At 73.6% G+C, this 19,258-nt stretch carries 17 protein-coding genes; 12 read left to right on the forward strand and 5 right to left on the reverse strand.

The window, feature by feature from the left end; all coding sequences use genetic code 11:
- On the forward strand, positions 1–845 hold an 845-nt coding region (locus RBH18_RS29910), incomplete at its 5' end, for a cytochrome P450 (RefSeq protein WP_306213795.1).
- Between the two features lie 5 nt (positions 846–850).
- Positions 851–1,069, forward strand: coding sequence for a ferredoxin (locus RBH18_RS29915; protein WP_306213796.1), 219 nt, complete (start codon positions 851–853; stop codon positions 1,067–1,069).
- Here RBH18_RS29915 and RBH18_RS29920 read toward each other — a convergent pair.
- Positions 1,044–1,667 (reverse strand): hypothetical protein, encoded by a 624-nt coding sequence (locus RBH18_RS29920; protein WP_306213797.1) that lies wholly within the window; start codon positions 1,665–1,667, stop codon positions 1,044–1,046. The two genes, RBH18_RS29915 and RBH18_RS29920, sit on opposite strands and share 26 nt — an antisense overlap.
- A 41-nt stretch (positions 1,668–1,708) precedes the next feature.
- The gene (locus RBH18_RS29925; protein WP_306213798.1) at positions 1,709–3,139 is read right to left on the reverse strand and encodes a glycoside hydrolase family 76 protein; all 1,431 of its coding nucleotides are present in this window, start codon (positions 3,137–3,139) and stop codon (positions 1,709–1,711) included.
- A 129-nt stretch (positions 3,140–3,268) separates the two neighbouring features.
- On the opposite strand from RBH18_RS29925, the gene RBH18_RS29930 reads away from it, so the two are divergent.
- From RBH18_RS29930 to RBH18_RS29955, 6 genes are all read left to right on the forward strand, one after another.
- Positions 3,269–4,114 (forward strand): alpha/beta hydrolase family protein, encoded by an 846-nt coding sequence (locus tag RBH18_RS29930; RefSeq protein WP_306213799.1) that lies wholly within the window; start codon positions 3,269–3,271, stop codon positions 4,112–4,114.
- The gene (locus tag RBH18_RS29935) at positions 4,111–4,971 is read left to right on the forward strand and encodes an LLM class flavin-dependent oxidoreductase (protein WP_306213800.1); all 861 of its coding nucleotides are present in this window, start codon (positions 4,111–4,113) and stop codon (positions 4,969–4,971) included. Before RBH18_RS29930 ends, RBH18_RS29935 begins: the two co-directional genes overlap by 4 nt.
- A 38-nt stretch (positions 4,972–5,009) precedes the next feature.
- Entirely contained in the window at positions 5,010–5,729 is a 720-nt protein-coding gene (locus RBH18_RS29940) for a SprT family zinc-dependent metalloprotease (RefSeq protein ID WP_306213801.1), read from the forward strand.
- Positions 5,726–6,025 carry a hypothetical protein gene (locus tag RBH18_RS29945; RefSeq protein WP_306213802.1) on the forward strand — a complete coding sequence of 100 codons (300 nt, stop codon included), beginning with the start codon at positions 5,726–5,728 and terminating at the stop codon, positions 6,023–6,025. Before RBH18_RS29940 ends, RBH18_RS29945 begins: the two co-directional genes overlap by 4 nt.
- Positions 6,026–6,102: 77 nt before the next feature.
- A complete protein-coding gene (locus RBH18_RS29950; RefSeq protein WP_306213803.1) occupies positions 6,103–10,164 on the forward strand; it encodes a SpoIIE family protein phosphatase in 4,062 nt (1,353 codons plus the stop codon).
- Positions 10,161–10,445, forward strand: a complete 285-nt coding sequence (locus RBH18_RS29955) for an STAS domain-containing protein (RefSeq protein WP_306213804.1) — start codon at positions 10,161–10,163, stop codon at positions 10,443–10,445. The genes RBH18_RS29950 and RBH18_RS29955 overlap by 4 nt, the downstream gene beginning before the upstream one ends.
- A gap of 136 nt (positions 10,446–10,581) precedes the next feature.
- Here RBH18_RS29955 and RBH18_RS29960 read toward each other — a convergent pair whose 3' ends face one another.
- Positions 10,582–11,004: a universal stress protein gene (locus tag RBH18_RS29960; RefSeq protein WP_306213805.1), complete on the reverse strand. Its 423-nt coding sequence runs from the start codon at positions 11,002–11,004 to the stop codon at positions 10,582–10,584.
- A 146-nt stretch (positions 11,005–11,150) separates the two neighbouring features.
- Between RBH18_RS29960 and RBH18_RS29965 the strand changes: the two genes are divergently transcribed.
- Both RBH18_RS29965 and RBH18_RS29970 read left to right on the forward strand, forming a co-directional pair.
- A complete protein-coding gene (locus RBH18_RS29965; RefSeq protein WP_306213806.1) occupies positions 11,151–11,627 on the forward strand; it encodes a MarR family winged helix-turn-helix transcriptional regulator in 477 nt (158 codons plus the stop codon).
- The gene (locus RBH18_RS29970) at positions 11,624–13,264 is read left to right on the forward strand and encodes an MDR family MFS transporter (RefSeq protein WP_372339012.1); all 1,641 of its coding nucleotides are present in this window, start codon (positions 11,624–11,626) and stop codon (positions 13,262–13,264) included. The genes RBH18_RS29965 and RBH18_RS29970 overlap by 4 nt, the downstream gene beginning before the upstream one ends.
- Before the next feature lie 24 nt (positions 13,265–13,288).
- Here RBH18_RS29970 and RBH18_RS29975 read toward each other — a convergent pair whose 3' ends face one another.
- A complete protein-coding gene (locus tag RBH18_RS29975) occupies positions 13,289–14,134 on the reverse strand; it encodes a helix-turn-helix domain-containing protein (protein WP_306213807.1) in 846 nt (281 codons plus the stop codon).
- A gap of 175 nt (positions 14,135–14,309) precedes the next feature.
- Between RBH18_RS29975 and RBH18_RS29980 the strand changes: the two genes are divergently transcribed.
- Positions 14,310–15,089 (forward strand): SDR family NAD(P)-dependent oxidoreductase, encoded by a 780-nt coding sequence (locus RBH18_RS29980; protein WP_306213808.1) that lies wholly within the window; start codon positions 14,310–14,312, stop codon positions 15,087–15,089.
- Between the two features lie 239 nt (positions 15,090–15,328).
- Here the strand turns inward: RBH18_RS29980 and RBH18_RS29985 are convergent, their stop codons facing one another.
- Positions 15,329–18,184: a penicillin acylase family protein gene (locus RBH18_RS29985; protein WP_306213809.1), complete on the reverse strand. Its 2,856-nt coding sequence runs from the start codon at positions 18,182–18,184 to the stop codon at positions 15,329–15,331.
- A gap of 114 nt (positions 18,185–18,298) precedes the next feature.
- On the opposite strand from RBH18_RS29985, the gene RBH18_RS29990 reads away from it, so the two are divergent.
- Positions 18,299–19,258, forward strand: coding sequence for a maleylpyruvate isomerase family mycothiol-dependent enzyme (locus RBH18_RS29990; RefSeq protein ID WP_306213810.1), 960 nt, complete (start codon positions 18,299–18,301; stop codon positions 19,256–19,258).

Consider the following 19,258-nt stretch of genomic DNA (forward strand, 5'->3'; position numbering starts at 1 on the left):
TCGTCGGCGAGCTGATCGACGAGCTGACGGCCCGGCCCCAGCCGGTGGACCTGGTCGAGCACTTCTCGCTGCCGCTGCCGGTCCAGGTGATCTGCGAGCTGCTCGGCGTCCCGGCGGAGGACCGGCACGTCTTCCACCAGTGGTCCGACGCGGTGCTCGGCGACGTGACGGCCGACCCGGCGCGGATCGGGGAGGCGTTCGGCGAGCTGAACGCGTACTTCCGGAAGCTGATCGCCGCCAAGCGCGAGCAGCCCGCGGACGATCTCATGACCGCGCTGATCGAGGCCCGGGACGAGCGCGACCGGCTCTCGGAGGACGAGCTGGTGCGGCTGTGCCAGACCGTGCTCGTGGCCGGGCACGAGACGACCGCGAACATGATCAACCTGTTCCTGCTGACGCTGCACGAAAACCCGGACCAGCTGGACCGGCTCGCCCGGCACCCGGAGACGGTCCCGCAGGCCGTCGAGGAGCTGATGCGCTTCGTCCAGCTGGGCGAGAGCAGCGGGCTGGTGCGCGTGACGACCGAGGAGGTCGAGCTCGCCGGCGTCCGCATCCCGGCCGGCTCCGCGGTCGTCCCGATGATGACCGTCGCCAACCGCGATCCGGACCTGTTCGACAATCCCGACCAGCTGGATCTGGGCCGGGCCGCGGGCGCGCACCTCGGCTTCGGCGCGGGCGTGCACCACTGCCTCGGGGCGCAGCTGGCCCGGATGGAGCTGCAGGAGGCGCTGCGCGGGCTGCTCGCCCGGCTCCCGGGCCTGCGCGTGGACGTGCCGGTCGCCGAGCTGCGCTTCAAGAACGGCATGATCGTGCGCAGCCTGCACGAGCTGCCGGTCCGGTGGTGACGCCCGTGACCTCGTGGCGCCTGGAGGTGACCCCGGACTGCATCGCGTCCGGGGTCTGCCTCGCCCTCGCGGCCGACGAGTTCGTCCTCGGCGACGACGGCCGCGCCCACCCCGTCCGCGAGGTCGTCGGCGAGCGGGAGACCGTCCTCGACGCCGCGGCCTCCTGCCCGATGGAGGCGATCCTGATCCGCGACGCCGTCACGAACGAACCGGTGGAGTGGTGAGAGCCGCCACGAGGTGGCCCACGCCGACGGCGGCCAGCAGCGCGATCGCGATCCAGCTGCCGTAGGCGTAGTGGACCATGCCACCGACCTCGCCGTAGGCGTCCCACTGCCGCACGGGGGTCGCCACCGGGGCGGAGGCGGAGCCCGAACGCAGCACCGTCGCCACCGCGTCCGTGACATCCCGCCGGGCCAGCACCATCGCGCCCGCCAGGACCACGGCCGCGGCCAGCGAGAGCCCGGCGGCGGCCGTCGTACGCCAGGCACGGGACGGCAGCCCGGTGGCGCCGAGCGCCGCCGCCATCAGGGCCACCGCCAGCCACGCCACGGGTTGCGCAGGCAGGGTCAGGGGCGCCGCACCGGTCAGCTGCTCCGCCTCGGCGGCGCCGAGCTCGCGGATCGGCGTCTTGTCCGCGTCCTCGGTGAAGGCCACCTCGGGCGCGGTGCCCGCCAGGACGTCCACACCGGTATAGGTGACCCGCCACTGCTGACGCGGCGTCTCCTCGCTCGCACAGGACGCGGACAGAAAGGGCAACAGGAGGCACAACGCGGTGAGGACCAGCCCTGCCGGACCGGTCCCCCGCTGCAACAGTCTCGACATCGCGCCCGAGACTACGACGCCGCGTCCAGCGGGGCTGGGGGCTACGGCGCCGCGTTCATCAGGTCGAGCGCCGCGTGCTGGCAGGCGTGGGCGCTCGCCACGAACGGGCCCGCCCAGTGGATGCCGTACTCGTCGAGGGTGTTGCGGTCCTTGCCGTAGGCGGAGTCGGCCTGCCGCTTCAGATAGGCGTTGTACGCCCCGCCGGTCGCGGCGTTGAGCACGCCGAGCCCGCGGATGTACTCGCCCTTCCACGACGGCTGGTCGCCGGTGCAGCTGTCGCCCTCGCCCGGCTCGTGCAGGATACCGTTGACGTTCAGGGCGCCGTGCACTGTGGACGCGTCGCCGATGCGGCGGGCGACGGTCAGGGCGTTCGCGTCCCCGGTGGCCTTGTTCAGCTGCACGAGGGCGTTCATCAACACCCCCGAGTTGTACGTCAGCGGCCCGCTCGCCGCGCGGCAGGTGCTCAGGTCGATGCGGTCGATGACGATGTTCTCGGACGTGAGCATGCCCGTGCCGGAGAACCACTTCCACCCGGCGGCGGCCCGGCTCTTGTACGTCGTGTCGCCCGCGACCCGCTGCCCGAGCGCCGCATTGAGCTGGATGTAGAGGCTGTTCGCGATGGCCACCTTCGTCGTCCGGTCGGTCTTCCACCACACGCCGCCGCCGCAGGTGCTGTCCCAGTAGGCGTGCATGTGGTCGGCGTCGGCGCGCGCGGTGCTGAGGTAGCGGCTGTCGCCGGTCAGGTCGTAGGCGGCGACCCAGGCGAGGCCCCACCAGCCGGTGTCGTCGATGTACTCGTTGCGGAACTGGCCCTGATAGGCGTTGATCTGCCGGTCGTACGTGTTCGCGATCGCGTACCTGTAGCTGCCCATGCCCGAGACGCGGGCGTTGTCGATGATCGCGGTGAGCGCGTTGGCGCTGGTCCACCAGGAGTTGGTGTCGAACAGGCCGGTGCCCTGGTCGTAGCGCATCATGAGGGCGGTCGCCGCGGCGGTGCTGCGGCTGCCGGCGTTCCAGGTGCTGCGGGCCCAGGACGTGCAGGCGATCTCCGGACGGTCGCCGGCCTTCCCGCATGCCCGCAACGCCCCGACGCCCCGGTTCGCCCAGTCGTCCACGTTGTACATGAGCGTGCGCGTGCCCGTGGCGCCCGCGGGGATCGCCGCGTTGCCCAGGCGGCTGCCGCTGGCCCACGTGCGGCCGCCGTCGAACGAGCGGTCCAGCCACACCTCGTCGCCCGCCTGCCCGCCCGCGACGGTGGCCCACGCCATCGCGTCGGGGTCGTCGAGATGGAGGACGAACGTCCGCCCGTACAGGGAGCTGCTCGCCGCCGTGCGGTCGCCCGCGGTCAGGCCGGCGTCGCGCCCGTCACAGTATTTGTTGCAGATTCCGGCCGCCGCAGCGGCGGGAGCTTGGACCGCGAGCCCCGCGGTCAGGGCGGCGACCAGGGCCACCACGCGCCAGCGCATCGACATACGTCGCATTGTGCGCCGTGCGGCCCGCACTTGTTAACAAAGTTGCCCGAAAATATCTCGCCTTGCCAAGCGGAACATCGCTCCGTATGTTTGATGCGGAACAACGCTCCGCTTTCTCCGAGGAGAACCATGTCCGTCATCTCCGTCAGCCCGGTCGTCCTGCCCGCCCCGTCGCGTGGCGACGACCTCCAGGTCCGCGTCTCCGCCCCGCTGAGCGGCGACGGCCTGCCCGTCATCGTCTTCTCGCACGGCTTCGGCGAGTCGATGCGCGGCTACGCCCCGCTCGTCGACCACTGGACCGCCGCGGGCTTCGTCGTCCTGCAGCCCACGCACCTCGACTCCCGCACGTTGAACGTCACCCCCGACGACCCGCGCTACCCCGGCATCTGGCGTGTCCGCGACGCCGACCTGCGCCGCGTCCTCGACGACCTCGACATCCTGCTGGCCGCCGTGCCGGGGCTGGCCGGCCGCGTCGACCGGGACCGCATCGCCGTGGCGGGCCACTCGTGGGGCGCCACGACCGCGAGCGCGCTGCTCGGCGCCAAGGTCGTCGGCGACGACAGCCTGCCGGGCGCCGACCCGCGGGTGAAGGCCGGCGTGCTCCTCGCGGTCGCCGGCACGGGCGGCGCCGACCTGAGCCCGTTCGCCGCCGAGCACTTCGCCTTCATGAGCCCCGACTTCACGGCCATGACCACCCCGGCCCTGATCGTCGCCGGCGACGCCGACCAGTCCGCGCTGACCGTCCGCAAGCCCGACTGGTGGACCGACGCCTACCACCTGAGCCCGGCGCCGAAGACCCTGCTCACCCTCTTCGGCGGGGAGCACAGCCTGGGCGGCATCACCGGCTACCACGTCACCGAGACGACCGACGAGAACCCGGCGCGGGTCGCCGCGATCCAGGAGGTGTCCACGGCGTTCCTGCTCGGCGGCACCCCGGCCGTCGACGCCGAGGTCGGCAAGCTGGAGTCCAAGTGACGCCCAGTTTCGGCATCGCGACCGCGCCGCAGCAGGTGAGCTACGCGGACGTGCAACGGGTGTGGCGCGAGGCGGACGCCGTACCGGAGATCCGGCACGCCTGGCTCTTCGACCACCTGCTGCCGATCGGCGGCCCGCTCGACGGCCCGATCCTCGAGGGCTGGACGCTGCTCTCGGCGCTGGCGGCCCAGACCGAGCGGCTGCGGCTCGGCCTGCTCGTGACGAGCAACCGGATCCGGCCGCCCGCCCTGCTCGCCAAGATCGCGACGACCGTCGACCTCGTGTCCGGCGGCCGGCTCGACTTCGGCATCGGCGCGGGGTCGCGCACGGACATCCCGTGGGCCCGCCGCGAGTACGACGCCCACGGCCTGCCCTACGGCGACGCCGCGCACGCGGCCGGCAGCCTGGCCGAGGCGCTGACCATCGTGCGGCGGCTCTGGACCGAGTCGGAGCCGTTCGACTTCGCCGGCGAGCATCACCGGCTCACCGGGGCGATCGGCAACCCGAAGCCGGTCCAGCGCCCGCACCCCCCGATCGTCGTGGGCGGGCGCTCGGCCAAGGTGCTGCGCATCGTCGCCGGGCACGCCGACCTGTGGAACGTCCCGGGCGGCGACCTGCCCGACGCGGTCGGCCGCGGCAAGCTGCTGGACCGCTACTGCGCCGAGATCGGCCGCGACCCGGCGGAGATCACCCGGTCGATGCACCTCGGGGTCTCGTACGACGACCCCGCCGCGACCCGGGACGCGGCCGCCGCCGCGATCGAGGCGGGCTTCACGCACATCGTCCTCGGCCTGCCCGCCCCCTGGCCGGCCGGCGTGGCCCGCTGGGTCGCCGACGAGGTGATCACGGGCATGTAGGCGGCGGGGCGGGCACGCGGTCGTGGCACCATCGTCGGGTGGATCTGACCTCGGCGCGGGAGCTCGCGTATGGGCTCATGGCGCGGCACCGGCTCACCGGGTGGCGCCTGGTCTTCGACAACGCCCGGACCCGGGCCGGGGTGTGCCGGTCCGACCGCAAGGAGATCGGGCTGTCCCGGGTGCTGACCGAGCTCTATCCGGAGGAGCAGGTCCGCGACACCGTGCTGCACGAGATCGCGCACGCGCTGGCCGGCCCGAAGCACGGTCACGACAGGGTGTGGCGGGCGACCGCCCAGCGGATCGGTTGCTCCGGGACCAGGTGCGTGCCCGAGGACGCGCCCCGGGCGGAGGGCGGCTTCGTCGGGACGTGCGCGGCGGGGCACCGGACGACCGCGCACCGCCGGCCCGTCCGCGTGCGCTCCTGCCCGAAGTGCTCGCCCACCTTCGACCCCGCCGCGATCTACACCTGGACCCGCGACGGGGAGCCCGCCCCGATGCACCCCCGCTACGAGGCCGAGCTGGCGCGCCTGCGCGCCCCGGGAGCCGCCGTGGCGGCCAGGACCGCGCCGCTGCGGGTCGGTGACCAGGTGCGGCTGACCGTGGCCGGGAAGTACGCCGGGCTGCCCGGCACGATCGTCAAGCGCGGCCGCACCCGTTACCACGTGCAGACGCGGGCCGGCCTGCTGACCGTGTCGTTCGGCGGGGTGCGCCCCGGCTACGATGCGGTCTCGCGCCGGGAGGAGGCAGGACCAGCATGACGAGCGCCTTGCGGGCACTGCGGTGGTACGCGGGACTGGCCCTGGTCTTCTTCGGTCTGCTCCCGGTGGTGATGATCACACTGCTCGTGGCCCGGGGCAACACGCCCGGCCCGGTCGGCCTGCTGCTCATCGGCGGCATCCCGCTCGTTCTCGCGGGATTGATCAGCGCGATCCGGGGCATGACCGACCCCGACCCGGAGCAGGCGACCCGGCGGCTGCACCTGAGCATGGCCTTCGTGGCCGGCGCGGACGTGCTGCTGCTGGGCGGCAACGCCCTGATCCGCATGGCCGCCTGAGGGACGGTCCGGACGGGGGACCACGGGCGGGTGGGCCGGCGAGCGCGAGAGGCGGGAGACGGGGAGAATGCCAGGCGATGAACGAGGGTGAACACGCGGCGGGGACGGCGCCCGTCACCGAGGTCTTCGCCGCCGACGGCGACGTGGGCCGCGACCTCGCGGCCGTGCGCTGGGAGTCGACGCCGCTCGGCGCCCCGGAGGGCTGGCCGCAGAGCCTGCGCACCGCGGTCAGCATCCTGCTGAGCTCGCGCTTTCCCATGTGGATGGCGTGGGGCCCGGAGCTGACCTTCTTCTGCAACGCCGCCTATCGCCACGACACGCTCGGCCGCAAGTACCCGTGGGCGCTGGGCCGCCCGGCCGCCGAGGTGTGGGCCGAGATCTGGGACGACATCGGGCCGCGCATCGAGACCGTGCTGCGCACCGGCCACGCCACCTGGGACGAGGCCCTGCTGCTCTTCGTCGAGCGCTCGGGCTACCCCGAGGAGAGCTACCACACCTTCTCCTACAGCCCGCTGCGCGACGACGAGGGCAGCGTGGTCGGCATGCTCTGCGTGGTCAGCGAGGAGACCGAGCGGGTGCTGGGCGAGCGGCGCATGGCCACGCTGCGCGACCTCGGCTCGGACCCCAGCGTCGTCCGCACCGAGCAGCAGATGCTCACCTTCGCGGGCGCGCAGCTCGGCCGCAACCTCAAGGACCTGCCGTTCACGCTGACCTATCTGCTCGACGGCGGCGAGCCCCGGCTGGCCGCGTCCACCGGCATCGGCCCGGACCACCCCGCCGCCGCGCACGAGTGGCCCACGTCGGCCGGCCCGGTGCCGCTGGAGGGCCTGTTCGCCGCGCTGCCGGCCGGCGACTGGCCCGAGCCGCCGGCCGAGGCCCTGGTGCTGCCGCTGCTGCAGCAGGGTGGCAGCCCGTACGGGTTCATGGTGGCCGCCCTCAACCGCTACCGCGCGCTCGACGAGTCGTACAGGGGCTTCCTGGAGCTCGCCGCCGGGCACGTGGCGGCGGGCATCGCCAGCGCGCGCAGCTACGAGGCGCAGCAGCGGCGGGCCGAGGAGCTCGCCGAGCTCGACCGCGCCAAGACGGCGTTCTTCTCCAACATCAGCCACGAGTTCCGCACCCCGCTGACCCTGATCATGGGCCCGGTCGAGGAGCTGCTCACCCGGCGCGACGTCGCCGACGAGGGGGTGCGGGCCGAGCTCGACGTCATCCAGCGCAACGCGCTGCGGCTGGGCAAGCTGGTCAACACGCTGCTCGACTTCTCCCGGCTCGAGGCCGGGCGGATGCAGGCCCGCTACGAGCCGGTCGACCTCGCCGCCGCCACCGCCGAGCTGGCGAGCGTCTTCCGCTCCGCCGTCGAGCGCGCCGGGCTGACCTTCGAGGTGGACTGCCCGCCGCTGGACCGGCCGGTGCACCTGGACCGCGAGATGTGGGAGAAGGTGATCCTCAACCTGCTCAGCAACGCGCTCAAGTTCACGTTCACCGGCGGCGTGCGGGTCACGGTCGCCGAGGAGGACGGCGAGGCGCTGGTCACGGTGGCGGACACCGGCATCGGCGTCCCGGAGCAGGAGATGCCCCGGCTCTTCGAGCGCTTCCACCGCATCGAGAACGCCCGGTCGCGCTCCAACGAGGGCAGCGGCATCGGCCTCGCCCTGGTCAAGGAGCTGGTGGAGCTGCAGGGCGGCACCATCACCGCGGCGAGCGCGCAGGGCCGCGGCACCACGTTCACCATCCGGCTCCCGTTCGGGTCGGGGCACCTCCCCGACTCCGCCGGGGCCACCGGAGCGGTGTCGGCCACCGCGGAGCCGTTCCTGCAAGAGGCCCTGCGCTGGCTGCCGGACGCGTCCTCCTCGCCGGCCGCTTTCGTCGCGCCGGACTCCGCCGCCGTGCCGGCCCACATCCTGGTCGCGGACGACAACGCGGACATGCGCGACTATCTGACCCGGCTGCTGCGCTCGGCGGGCCACCGGGTCGAGACGGCCGTCGACGGCCAGGAGGCGCTCGAACGAAGCCGGCGGCAGCCGCCCGACCTGATCGTCAGCGACGTCATGATGCCCCGGCTCGACGGGCTGCAGCTGGTCGCCGCGCTGCGCGCCGAGCCCCGCACGGCCGGCACGCCGGTCCTGCTGCTCTCCGCGCGCGCCGGGCAGGAGGCGTCGATCGAGGGGCTGGAGGCCGGCGCCGACGACTACCTGGTCAAGCCGTTCTCGTCGGCGGAGCTGCTGGCCCGCGTACGGGCGAATGTCGAGCTGTCCCGCCTGCGCAACCATCACGCCCGCTGGCGCACCGCGCTGATCGACTCCCTGCAGGAGGCGTTCTTCGTCTGCGACGAGGACGGCGCGGTCATCGAGATCAACTCGACCTTCGCCGCCATCCTCGGGTACGGGCCGGAGGGTCTCCCCTACGCCCCGGTGCACCCGTGGTGGCCCGACGAGGCGGCCGACCCCGAGGGCCATCAGCAGGTGGCGGACGCGTTCGCGCTGCTCACCGAGAAGTCCCGGGGCACCTACACGATCCCGGTCATCCACCGCGACGGCCACCGGCTCTGGGTGGCGGCCGCCTTCAACCGGGTCGCGGACCCCGACACCGGCCGGCGCGTGGTGGTCGGCACGTTCCGCGACGTCACCGACGAGCACTACGCGGTGCAGCGCGAGTCGGCGCTGGCCGCGGTGAGCGTACGGCTGTCGCAGGCCGACAGCGTCTCCGGCGCCCTGGCCGGCGTGCTCGTCGAGCTGCGCGAGCTGTGGCAGGCCACCGAGGTGTACGCGGCGGTGTTCGACGGGCCCGGCGCCCCCGCGTTGTCCAGCACCGACCCGGTCTCGCTGACCGGCGGGCCGCCCGCGGCGCTGCTGGCCGTCCGGGACCAGCCGCTGCTGACCCCCGCCGCGCGGCAGTCCGGCGGCGCCGGCATCACGCTCGAGCACCCGGACGGCACCCTGGGCCTGTGGATCCAGCTCGCGGAGAACAGGCCCTTCACCGAGCAGGACCAGACGCTGCTGGCACTGCTCGCCGGCCACCTCGGCCAGGGCCTGCACCGGCTGCACCAGATCGACCAGCAGCGCGAGACCGCCCTGGCCCTGCAGCGCGCCATCCTCGGCCCGGCCCAGCTGCCCGACGGGTTCGCGGTCCGCTACGCCCCCGCGACCCGCCCGCTCAAGGTCGGCGGCGACTGGTACGACATCGTGCCGCTCGCCGACCGCCGCATCGGCATCGTGGTCGGCGACTGCGTCGGCCACGGCCTGCAGGCGGCGACCGTCATGGGCCAGCTGCGCAGCGCCTGCCGGGCCCTGCTGCTGCAGAACACCGACCCGGCCCAGACCCTGACGGCCCTCGACAGCTTCGCCGCGCAACTGCCGGGCGCCGCCTGCGCGACCGTCTTCTGCGGCGTGCTCGACGCGGCCACCGGCGAGCTCAGCTACGCCAGCGCCGGCCACCCGCCGGCCATCGTCGCCCACCCGGACGGCGGCACCGTCCTGCTCGACCAGGGCCGCTCCCGGCCCCTCGGCGTGCCCGCCGCCCGCGAGCGCCCGGAGGCGCGCTACACCATGCCCCCGCGCGCCACGCTCCTGCTCTACACCGACGGCCTGGTCGAGCGCCGCAGGCAGCCCCTCACCCACGGCATCGATCAGGTGACCGCGGCGGTGCAGCACGGCCGGGCGGCCGAGCTCGAGGAGCTGGCCACCGACGTCATGGACCACATGGCGCCGGCCGGCGGCTACGACGACGACGTCGCCCTGCTGCTCTACCGCCACCCCGGCCCGCTGCAGTTCGCCTTCCCCGCCGAGCCGGGCCGGCTCGCCCAGGCCCGCTCGGCCCTGCGCAGCTGGCTCGCCCTCTGCGGCATCGACTCCCTGACCGCCCAGAACGTCCTCGTCGCCGCCGGCGAGGCCTGCGCCAACGCCATCGAGCACGGCCACCGCCACGGCCCCGAGGGCAGCATCCTGCTCCACGCCGCCGCCACCGCCGACGACCTGCGCCTCACCGTCACCGACAGCGGCCGCTGGAAGACCCCGCAGCCCGAGGCCAACCCGCACCGCGGCCGCGGCTTCACCCTGATGCGCGCGCTCATGAACGAAGTCACCGTCACGACCCGCTCCGACGGCACCGTCGTCGGCATGTCCGCGAGGATCACCCGATGAGCACAACCCTGACGCTCACCACCGGCCCGGCCCTCCTCACCGCCGCGGGCGAGATCGACATGAGCAACGCCGCCGCCTTCGCCGCCGCCCTGGCCGACGCCCGCCGCACGAAGCCGGGCGAGCCGCTCACCGTCGACCTGACCGACGTCGAATACATCGACAGCGCCGGCCTGGCCGCCCTCTTCCCCCACGCCGACCACCTGAGGCTGGTCGCCACCCCCCTTTTGGCCCCGGTCCTCACCGTCGCCGGCCTCGACGATCTCACCACCATCCGCACGTGACGCCGCCGGCCGTCAAGGACGGTCTTCCCGTCCCCGAGAGCCTCGCCCGCCAGGAAGACGGCGAGTAACCCCCTGCCGCGCGGTGCCGCCATGGCCGCGCTCTGCCCGCCGGGCGCATGGTCGGCTGGACCGGTCGTCAGGGGACGACGGTGACGGGCCAGCGGCCGCAGCGGACGAGCTTGGCGGAGACCGAGCCGGCGACGCGGTGGAGCATCTTGGTGGAGCGGCCCACGATCACGGCGTCGGCTCGGATCTGGTGGGCGACGGCGGCCAGTTCGGCGTACGGCTCGCCCGTGCGGACGAGGAGCTGGGCGTCCACGTCGAGGCGGGGGACGTACGCGGTGAAAGCTTCCCGTAGCTCCTGCTCCACCGCCTCCTGCGCGTCGACCAGGGTGGCGACCCCGGCACCGCCCCCGTCGACCAGCGGGAGCAGGGACGAGGGGCGGGACCGCACGTAGACGGCGGTGAGGCGGCCGCACTGGCGGCGGGCCAGGCCGACGGCGTAGGCGCCGGCCCGCATGGACGACGTGGATCCGTCGACGCCCACGAGGATGTTCACCGCGCGGTCCTTCCGGGAGCGGGGATGCATTCTGCAGCGCTTCAATGTTTCACGCAGATTGCGCGTGCGCCAGACTATCTTCTCGTTGAGCAAACTTGCACATTGGGAAACATTGACCGATGCTTGTCTGTGGCAACCATCGACCCGTGAGGAGAAGGACTGTCGTGGAAGGCGCGACGGCGGAGGTCGGCACCCGTCTGCAGGATCTACTGAAGGCGGTCCGCCTGCTCAAACAGCGCTCGGCGCAGCACGGCGCCGTCCCCCCGGGCATGCTCGGCATGCTCGTCCACATCGACCGGCTGGAGAGCGGCTGCCACTCCCGGGAACTGGCCGCCACCACCCAGCTCGACCCGTCCACGATCAGCCGGGCCGTCGCCGCCCTGGTGGCCCAGGGCCTGGTGGCCCGCGAGCCGGACCCGCACGACGGGCGGGCGACCGTGCTGATCCTCACCCCCGCCGGACGCTCGGCCCTCGCCGACGCCCTGCAGTGGTTCGGCGGGGAGCTCGACCGCGCCTTCGCCGGCTGGACCCCCGGCGAGATCGCGTCGTTCAGCCAGGCCCTGCACCGCTTCACCACCGCTGTCGAGACCATGTCCCACAAGACCCCGGAGAGCGCATCTTGAGCGTGTCCACCACCACGAGAACCGCCGGGCCGATGAACCATCGGCAGACCCTCGAAGCACTCAGCGGCCTGCTGCTGGTGCTCTTCGTCGCGATGCTCAGCAGCACGGTGGTCTCGACCGCGCTGCCGAAGATCATCGGCGCGCTGGAAGGCTCGCAGACCCAGTACACCTGGGTCGTCACCGCCACCCTGCTGGCCGCCACCGCCACCACCCCGATCTGGGGCAAGCTGGCCGACCTGTTCAGCAAGAAGCTGCTGATCCAGATCTCCATCGTCGTCTTCGTGGTCGGCTCGTTCGTCGCCGGCTTCAGCCAGAGCGCCGGTCAGCTGATCGCCGCCCGCGCCTTCCAGGGCATCGGCGTCGGCGGCCTGCAGGCCCTGGTCCAGGTCGCCATCGCCGCGATGATCCCGCCCCGCGAGCGCGGCCGCTACAACGGCTACCTCGGCGGCGTCATGGCCCTGGCCACCGTCGGCGGCCCGCTGCTCGGCGGCCTGATCGTCGACACCAGCTGGCTGGGCTGGCGCTGGTGCTTCTTCGTCGGCGTACCCTTCGCGGTGGTCGCCCTGATCCTGCTGCAGTTCACCCTGCACCTGGCGACGATCCGCCGGGAGAACGTGAAGATCGACTACCTCGGCGCCACGCTCATCGCCGCCGGCGTCAGCCTGCTGCTGGTGTGGATCTCCTTCGTGGACGACTCCTTCGCCTGGCTGTCCTGGCAGACCGCCGTCATGGTCCTCGGGTCGCTGCTCCTGCTCGGTCTCGCCGTCCTCGTCGAATCGCGTGCCGCCGAGCCGATCGTGCCGCTGCCCATCGTCCGGGAGCGCAACACCGCCCTCGCGATCCTCGCCAGCCTCGCTGTCGGCATGGCCATGTTCGGCGGCGCCGTCTTCCTCGGCCAGTACTTCCAGATCGGCCGCGGCTACAGCCCCACCGAGGCGGGCCTGCTCACGATCCCGATGATGGCCGGCGTGCTGCTCTCCTCCATCGTGTCCGGCCGCATGATCACCGCGAGCGGCAAGATCAAGCCCTACATCATCGCCGGTACGGTCGTCCTGGTCGCCGGCTTCGCCATGCTCGCCGTCATCGACCACGAGACCCCGCTCTGGTACGTCGGCGTGGGCATGTTCCTCGTCGGCGCCGGCGTCGGCATGGCCATGCAGAACCTCGTCCTCGCGGTCCAGAACAGCGTCGCGCTCAAGGACATCGGCGCGGCCAGTTCCTCGGTGGCGTTCTTCCGGTCGCTCGGCGGCACGATCGGCGTCTCGGTCCTGGGCGCCGTGCTGGCCCGCCGCGTCACCGACCAGATCACCCACGACTTCGCCGCCGCGGGCATCCCGGCGGGCGGCAGCTCGGGCGGGGGCAGCCTCAACCTGAACGGCCTGCCCGAGCCGGTCGTGCACATCATCCGGGCGGCCTACGGCGACGCGACCGGGCACATCTTCCTGATCTCGGCGATCATCGCGGTCGTCGGCGTGGTCGCTGCCGTCGCGCTGCGGCCGGTGATGCTGCGCGACAGCCTCGACCTGCCCGGCTCCCCCAAGCAGGCCGCCGTCGCCGCGGACGCCGTCGACGGTGCGCCGGCGATCGACCAGGTCGACCTGACCCGTACGGAGGAGCAGCGCACGACCCGGCGCTGACCCTCCCCCGCAGCAGGCCGTCGCTCACCCAGCGGCGGCCTGCTCGCTCTTCGCGGTGTACGACGCGAGGAGAGCGAGCTTCTCGGCGCTGTCCGTGCCGGCGTCGGGGTGATAGATCGCGAGGACGAGCGACTGCCCGGTGTCGGCGACCGAGAGCTTCTCCCGGTTGAGCGTGAGCTCGCCGACCAGCGGATGGTCGAGGGTCACGGGCCAGCTCTGCCGGGGCTGGACGTCGTGCCGGGCCCACAGGACGCGGAAGCGCTCGCTGGCCAGCGACAGCTCGCCGACCAGCGCCACGAACCGGGCGTCCTGGGTGTCCGTGCCCACCGACCGGCGGAACCCGGCCACGAGGCGGGCGGTGGTGTCCTCCCAGTCGGGGTAGAGCGCTTGCTCGCCGGGGTCGAGAAAGACGTCGCGGAGCCGGTTGCGCCCGGCCGCGATGCAGGGCGAGAGTGCGGTGGCCAGCGGGTTGGCGGCCAGCACGTCGAAGTAGCGCCCCTCGGCGAAGGCCGGCAGCGTCAGCGACGCCAGCAGCTTGCCGATGCCCTCCGGAACGGTCTCGCGGCGCGGCCGCCGCCGCGCGCGCCCCGGCGCCTGCTCGGTGAGGGACAGCAGGTAGGCGGTCCCGGTCGCGTCGAGCCCGAAGACCCGCGCCAGCGCCTGGAGGATCTGCGGGGACGGCCGCCGGTCCCGGCCCTGCTCCAGGCGCAGGTAGTAGTCGGGGCTGATCCCGGCCAGCAACGCCACCTCCGCGCGGCGCAGGCCCGGCACCCGCCGGTTCCCCCCGCCGGGCAGGCCGGCCTGCTCCGGCCGGACCCGGGCGCGCTGGGCCCGGAGATGGTCGCCGAGCAGGTTGTCGCCAGAAGCCATGACCGCATCGTAGGTCGCCCGCGGCCGGCCGGACGTAGCCCTGCGAGGACCACTGTCGCGGGGACGTACCCGCGGCCGGCCGGACGTAGCCCTGCGAGGACCACTGTCGCGGGGACGTACCCGCGGTCACCCGGCGCGGAGCAGCATGGACACCGAGCCTCGTGAGGGAGAGAACATGACTGGACTGGCTGTGGTGACAGGTGCGTCGTCCGGGATCGGCCGGGAGTACGCCCGCCGGCTCGCGGCGCGGGGCATGGACCTGATCGCCGTCGGGCGCCGCCGGGAACGGCTGGACGAGCTCGCCGCGGAGTTCCCCGGCGTACGGGTGCAGGCCGTGGCCGCCGACCTCGCGACCCGCGACGGCATCGGGCACGTCGCCGCCGCGGTCGGGGAGCAGCCGGTGACGATGCTGGTCAACAACGCGGGTGTCGCCCACTACAAGCCCTTCGCCGAGCTGCCCGTCGCCGAGGCGGAGGAGCTGGCCGGCGTGAAGGTGCTCGCGCCCACCCTGCTGACCCGCGCGATCGTGCCGGGGATGATCGCGCGCGGGGCCGGGCAGGTCGTGACCGTCGCCGGGATGATCGCGTTCAGCGGACCCGCGACCTTGGAGCAGGTGCCGCTGCGCCGGGCCGTCTACGCCGCGAGCCTCGCCTACGCGGTCACCCTGTCCCAGGCCCTGCACGCCGAGCTGGCCCCGCACGGCGTCCAGGTGCAGGTCGTGTGCCCGGGCGTGGTGGCCACCGAGTTTCACGAGCGGCAGGGCATGGACCTCAGCGCGGTCCCCCGCATGAGCGCCGCTGACGTGGTCACCGCAAGTTTGCGCGGGCTGGAGCTCGGCGAGACCGTGACCGCGCCCGGCGTCGAGAAGCAGGAGCTGCTGGCCGCCGTGGCCGAGGCCGGCCTGGCCGCCTTCGGCGCGCAGTCTCCGGAGCTGGCGACCCGCTACCGCGCCTGAGCCGCCGCCTTTCCGGGCTCGGCAGCTCGTGGAGCCTGGCCCCGGGAGTTGCCAGCCCGGCCCCGGAGGCTGCCGGCCCAGCCGCGGAGGTTGCCGGCCCGGCCGCGGAGGTTGCCGGCCCGGCCGCGGACCGCGCGGACCCGGCGGCAGACCGCGCGGACCCGGCGGCAGACCGCGCCGATCCGGCCGCGGACCGCGCGGGCTCGGCCACGGGAGAGCCGGGCCCGCGCGGCGCCTGGTCAGCGCACCGGGTAGGTGTCGTTGGCCAGCCAGTCACGCAGCAGGTTCTGCTCGAGCGCGCTGCCCAGGTCCTCGCTCACCCCGCCGGCCAGGGAGCTGACCGACTGCCATCCCGACGGGGTCGCCGAGGCCACGAAGCGGCGCGCCGGCACCAGGCTGACGGTGAACTTCTCCGGGGCGTCGGCGCGGAGCGGGTGTCCGGCCACGTCCGGGACGTTGGCGCCGCCGTCGACCGGCACGCCGGAGAGGCCCGGCACCGGCGGCGGGAACCGGTTCCCGGCGGACGGGATCGAGTACGGCGCCCCGAGCGGCGACGCCAGCGTGATCCGGTGCAGCTTGCCCCACCGGTAGTCCCGCTGGTCCGCCGACCTCCCGAACGCCGGGGCGAAGGCCTCGCCCGCCGCCAGCGTGAGCGCGTCGCCGAGGCTCTTGAGGACCAGGAAGTCCCGCCGGTCGGCCGCGCCGGCGATCCCGGGAACGGCGAAGAAATCGATTCCCGAGCGTCCCACCCCGTGCCGCGTACCGAAGTCGTCGAGCAGTCGCTTCACCGCTTGCATCGCGTGGAAGTCGCCGGACGACGGCAGCCCGCCGACGTGCCGGTCGAGCACCTCAGTCACGAACCGGCCCCGCCACAGCACGTAGATGGTGGCCGCCACGCTGGCGTCGATCTCCCGTGCCGACGGTTGCTGGAGCCGGTTCCCGCTGTCCGAGGCGTCGTAGCCCTCGGGAATGCCGGTCGGGTAGGTGTGGTCCCACCGGCCCAGCCGCCCGGCCGCTGCCACGATCCGCTCGTCGCCCGCCAGCGCGCGCAGCGCGGGCTCGGTGCTGGCGCGGGCGCGGTCCAGGGCCGCGGTGACGACCTTGGTGAAGTACCGGGCGTCGACGGCCGTGACGTCGGCCTGCATGGCGATGACCTCACGGGAACCGATTCCACCGCGTTCCACCGCGGCGCGGATCAGCTCCGTGAGGCGCCCGCCCCGGAAGCCGTTGTGGAAGAACCCGAGATACGCGATCCCGCCCCCGGGCCGCACCTGATTGAGCACGTTGTTGTCGAACGTGTTCGTCGTCGGGTCGTTGTTCGCCGACACCACGAAACCCGCGGGCGGATTCACTGTGCTAGGCAGTTCCGCGAAGGGCACGATCTCGTACGGCACGGCCTGGTGTGGCTGCCGATGCCGCACCGGCAGCCACTCGTTGCCCCCGGTGCCGTCCCGCAGCAGATAGGGCGGGTTGCCCGACACCTTGCCGGCCTGCAGATCCTCCCGCACCGGCACCTCGGCGTTCGTGAAGTAGGCGATCGTCCCCCGCACATCGGCATAGACGAAGTGCTGACCGCCGACGTCGAAGTGCTGCAGCGCCGCCCGGAAGTCGTCCACGTCCCGCGCCAGGTTGAACTGCCGGAACGCTTCCAGCTCGCCCGTCGCCGAGAAGCCGGTGTACTGCACGGAGAGCGCCGTCCCCGCCGCCTCGTCCAAGGTCACCAGCGGCCCGTTGTTGCGGCGCGGCACGATCAGCGTCCGCGCCGGGATCGCCCCGCCCGGCGGCACGACACTGATCGCGTCGCGCTGCCCGGGCGTCCGGGCGTTGACCCGGAACGTCTCGGGAATCGCTTCCACGTGTTCCAGCTTGTTCCGGTACACCGAGGACAGCCCGCTGGGCGAGGACGGGTCACGGCGGATCTGCTCCACGTAGGTGTCCGTGACATCCATCAGATGCTGCGTGGCGGCGTACGCGATGTGCCTGTTCTGCCCGAGGATCACGTAGGGCGTGCCCGGCAGGCTGTCGCCGCGCACGTCGAAGCCCGCACCCCGCAGGTCGATCGGATGGAAGACCGCCGGGGTCTCCAGGCCGAGATGCGGGTCGCTGGCCAGGATCGGGCGCCCGGAGGCGGTGTGCCGGCCGCTGATGACCCAGGCGTTGGAACCGCGGTCACCGGACCGGTTCAGCGCCTGCGCGATCAGCGGCGTCCGCTCGGCCCGCGCCAGATACTCGGACGCCATGCGAGCGACCCCGGACGGCAGGCGGACGGGCTCGAAGTCCGGCGTCCGCCCACCGCGTCCAGGAGAACCCGATGCGGAAAGAGCACCGCGTCCAGAAGAACCCGATGCGGAAAGAGCACCGCGTCCAGAAGAACCCGATGCGGGAAGAGCATCGCGTCCAGGAGAAGCCGGTGTGGAAGAAGCGCCGCGTCCGGAAGCGCCCGGCACCCGGCCGCCGGCATCGACGACCGGCGACGCGGTGGTGAACGGCGCAAACGGGAAGAGGTCCTCGAACACCGCGGCCCGCCCGTCCCGCCCCGCCGCGTCGTACGCCCAGACCGCCGTCGTCCGATCGATGTCGAGGTCGAAGGACAGGCTGAAGGCGAGCGTCTTCAGCACCACGAGGCTGTCCGTCACGGTCCAGGGCGCGACCTTGCCGACCTGCACGGCGGCGTACTGCCCCGGCAGCTCGTGCTCCGCGATCCAGGCGTTGACCCCTTCGGCGTACGCGGCAAGGGCCCGCCGGGTCTCGCCGGACAGCACGCCGAGCCCGCGCTCGGCAGCCCGCCGCAGCCCGAGGGTCCGCATCTGCACGTCGCCCGGCAGCGCGCCCGCGCCCAGCAGCTCCGCGAGAGTGCCGGACCCCCGCCGGCGCGAGACGTCCATCTGGAACAGCCGGTCCTCGGCGTGCGCCCAGCCCTGCAGGAAGAACAAGTCGTGCGGATCGGCGGCGGTGATGTGCGGGATCCCGGACGCGTCCCGGGTCAGCGACCCGCCGGCGCGCGGCTCCGCGGCCCTCCCGGCACCGGCGCCACCGGTCAGCAGCCCCGCGACGAGGATCCCCACGGCGATCGCCGCCGTGCGTGAATGCGGCATGAGTAGCTCCTTTCCTCGACCGGGTTTCGCACGGGTGGCGTCTCCGGACGGCGATCCGGCCGCCGGGTCGGGTAGCCGACACGCAGGACGCGGGCGAGCTGCGAGCCTGTGGCGATGGTGAATGAGTCGCACGCCGGTGACCTGCTCGGCGCGTACGTGCTCGAGGCCTGCTCGCCGGAGGAGGCGCGCGCGGTCGCCGACCACGCGGACGACTGCGCGGACTGCGCCGCGGAGATCGCGGAGCTCCGGCGCCCGGCCGAGTGGCTCGGCGCGTCCACCGCCCGGACGCCCGCGCCCGGCCTGCGGGACCGGGTCCTGGCGGCCGCCCGCGCGGCCCGGCCCGCCGGTGGCCGCAGCCTGACCGATTTCTATCGCGCGCAGGTCGCCGAGCTGGACGGGCTGCTGGCCGGCCTGTCCCTGCCGCTCTGGCAGCTGCCGTCGCGCCCGCACCGCTCGGTGCGCCGCCTGATGATGCACCTGTACGGCAACGACGAGCTGGTCGCCGCCGCCGCGGGCCTGGACACCCCGCCGCTGGGCACCGGGGCGCCCGCGGCGGACGTCCACCGGCGCTGGCGGCGGCAGGCCGGCGCCCTGATCGAGCGGATGGACCGGACCGACGGCCGGCTGCTGGAGCGCCCGGTCCGGCTGGCCGGGCGCCGGGTCGTCGAGCGGCCGCTGCGCGAGGCCCTGGTGCAGCGGGGCTTCGAGACGTGGATCCACGCCGAGGACGTCCGCCGCGTGCTGCACCTGCCACCGCGCGACCCGGGCGCGGAGCAGCTGGCCGACATCGTGACCTTCGCGCTGCGCCTGCTGCCGGGCGCGCTGGCCGCCGCCGGCCGCGCCCACGCCGGGCAGGCGATTCACCTGGTCCTCACCGGGCCGGGCGGCGGCACCCGGACAGTGGCCCTGGCGCCCGGCGCGCGGACCGACGTGGTGGCCCGGATCGAGCTGCCCGCCGCCGCCTTCTGCCGGCTGCTGGCGGGCCGGATCAGCGCGCCGGCCGTCACGGTCGGCGGCGACACCACCGCCGCGGACGACTTCCTCGCCGTGGCCGCGACGATGGGCTGTGACTGA

This window comes from Actinoplanes oryzae, assembly GCF_030757795.1.
Lineage (GTDB): Bacteria > Actinomycetota > Actinomycetes > Mycobacteriales > Micromonosporaceae > Actinoplanes.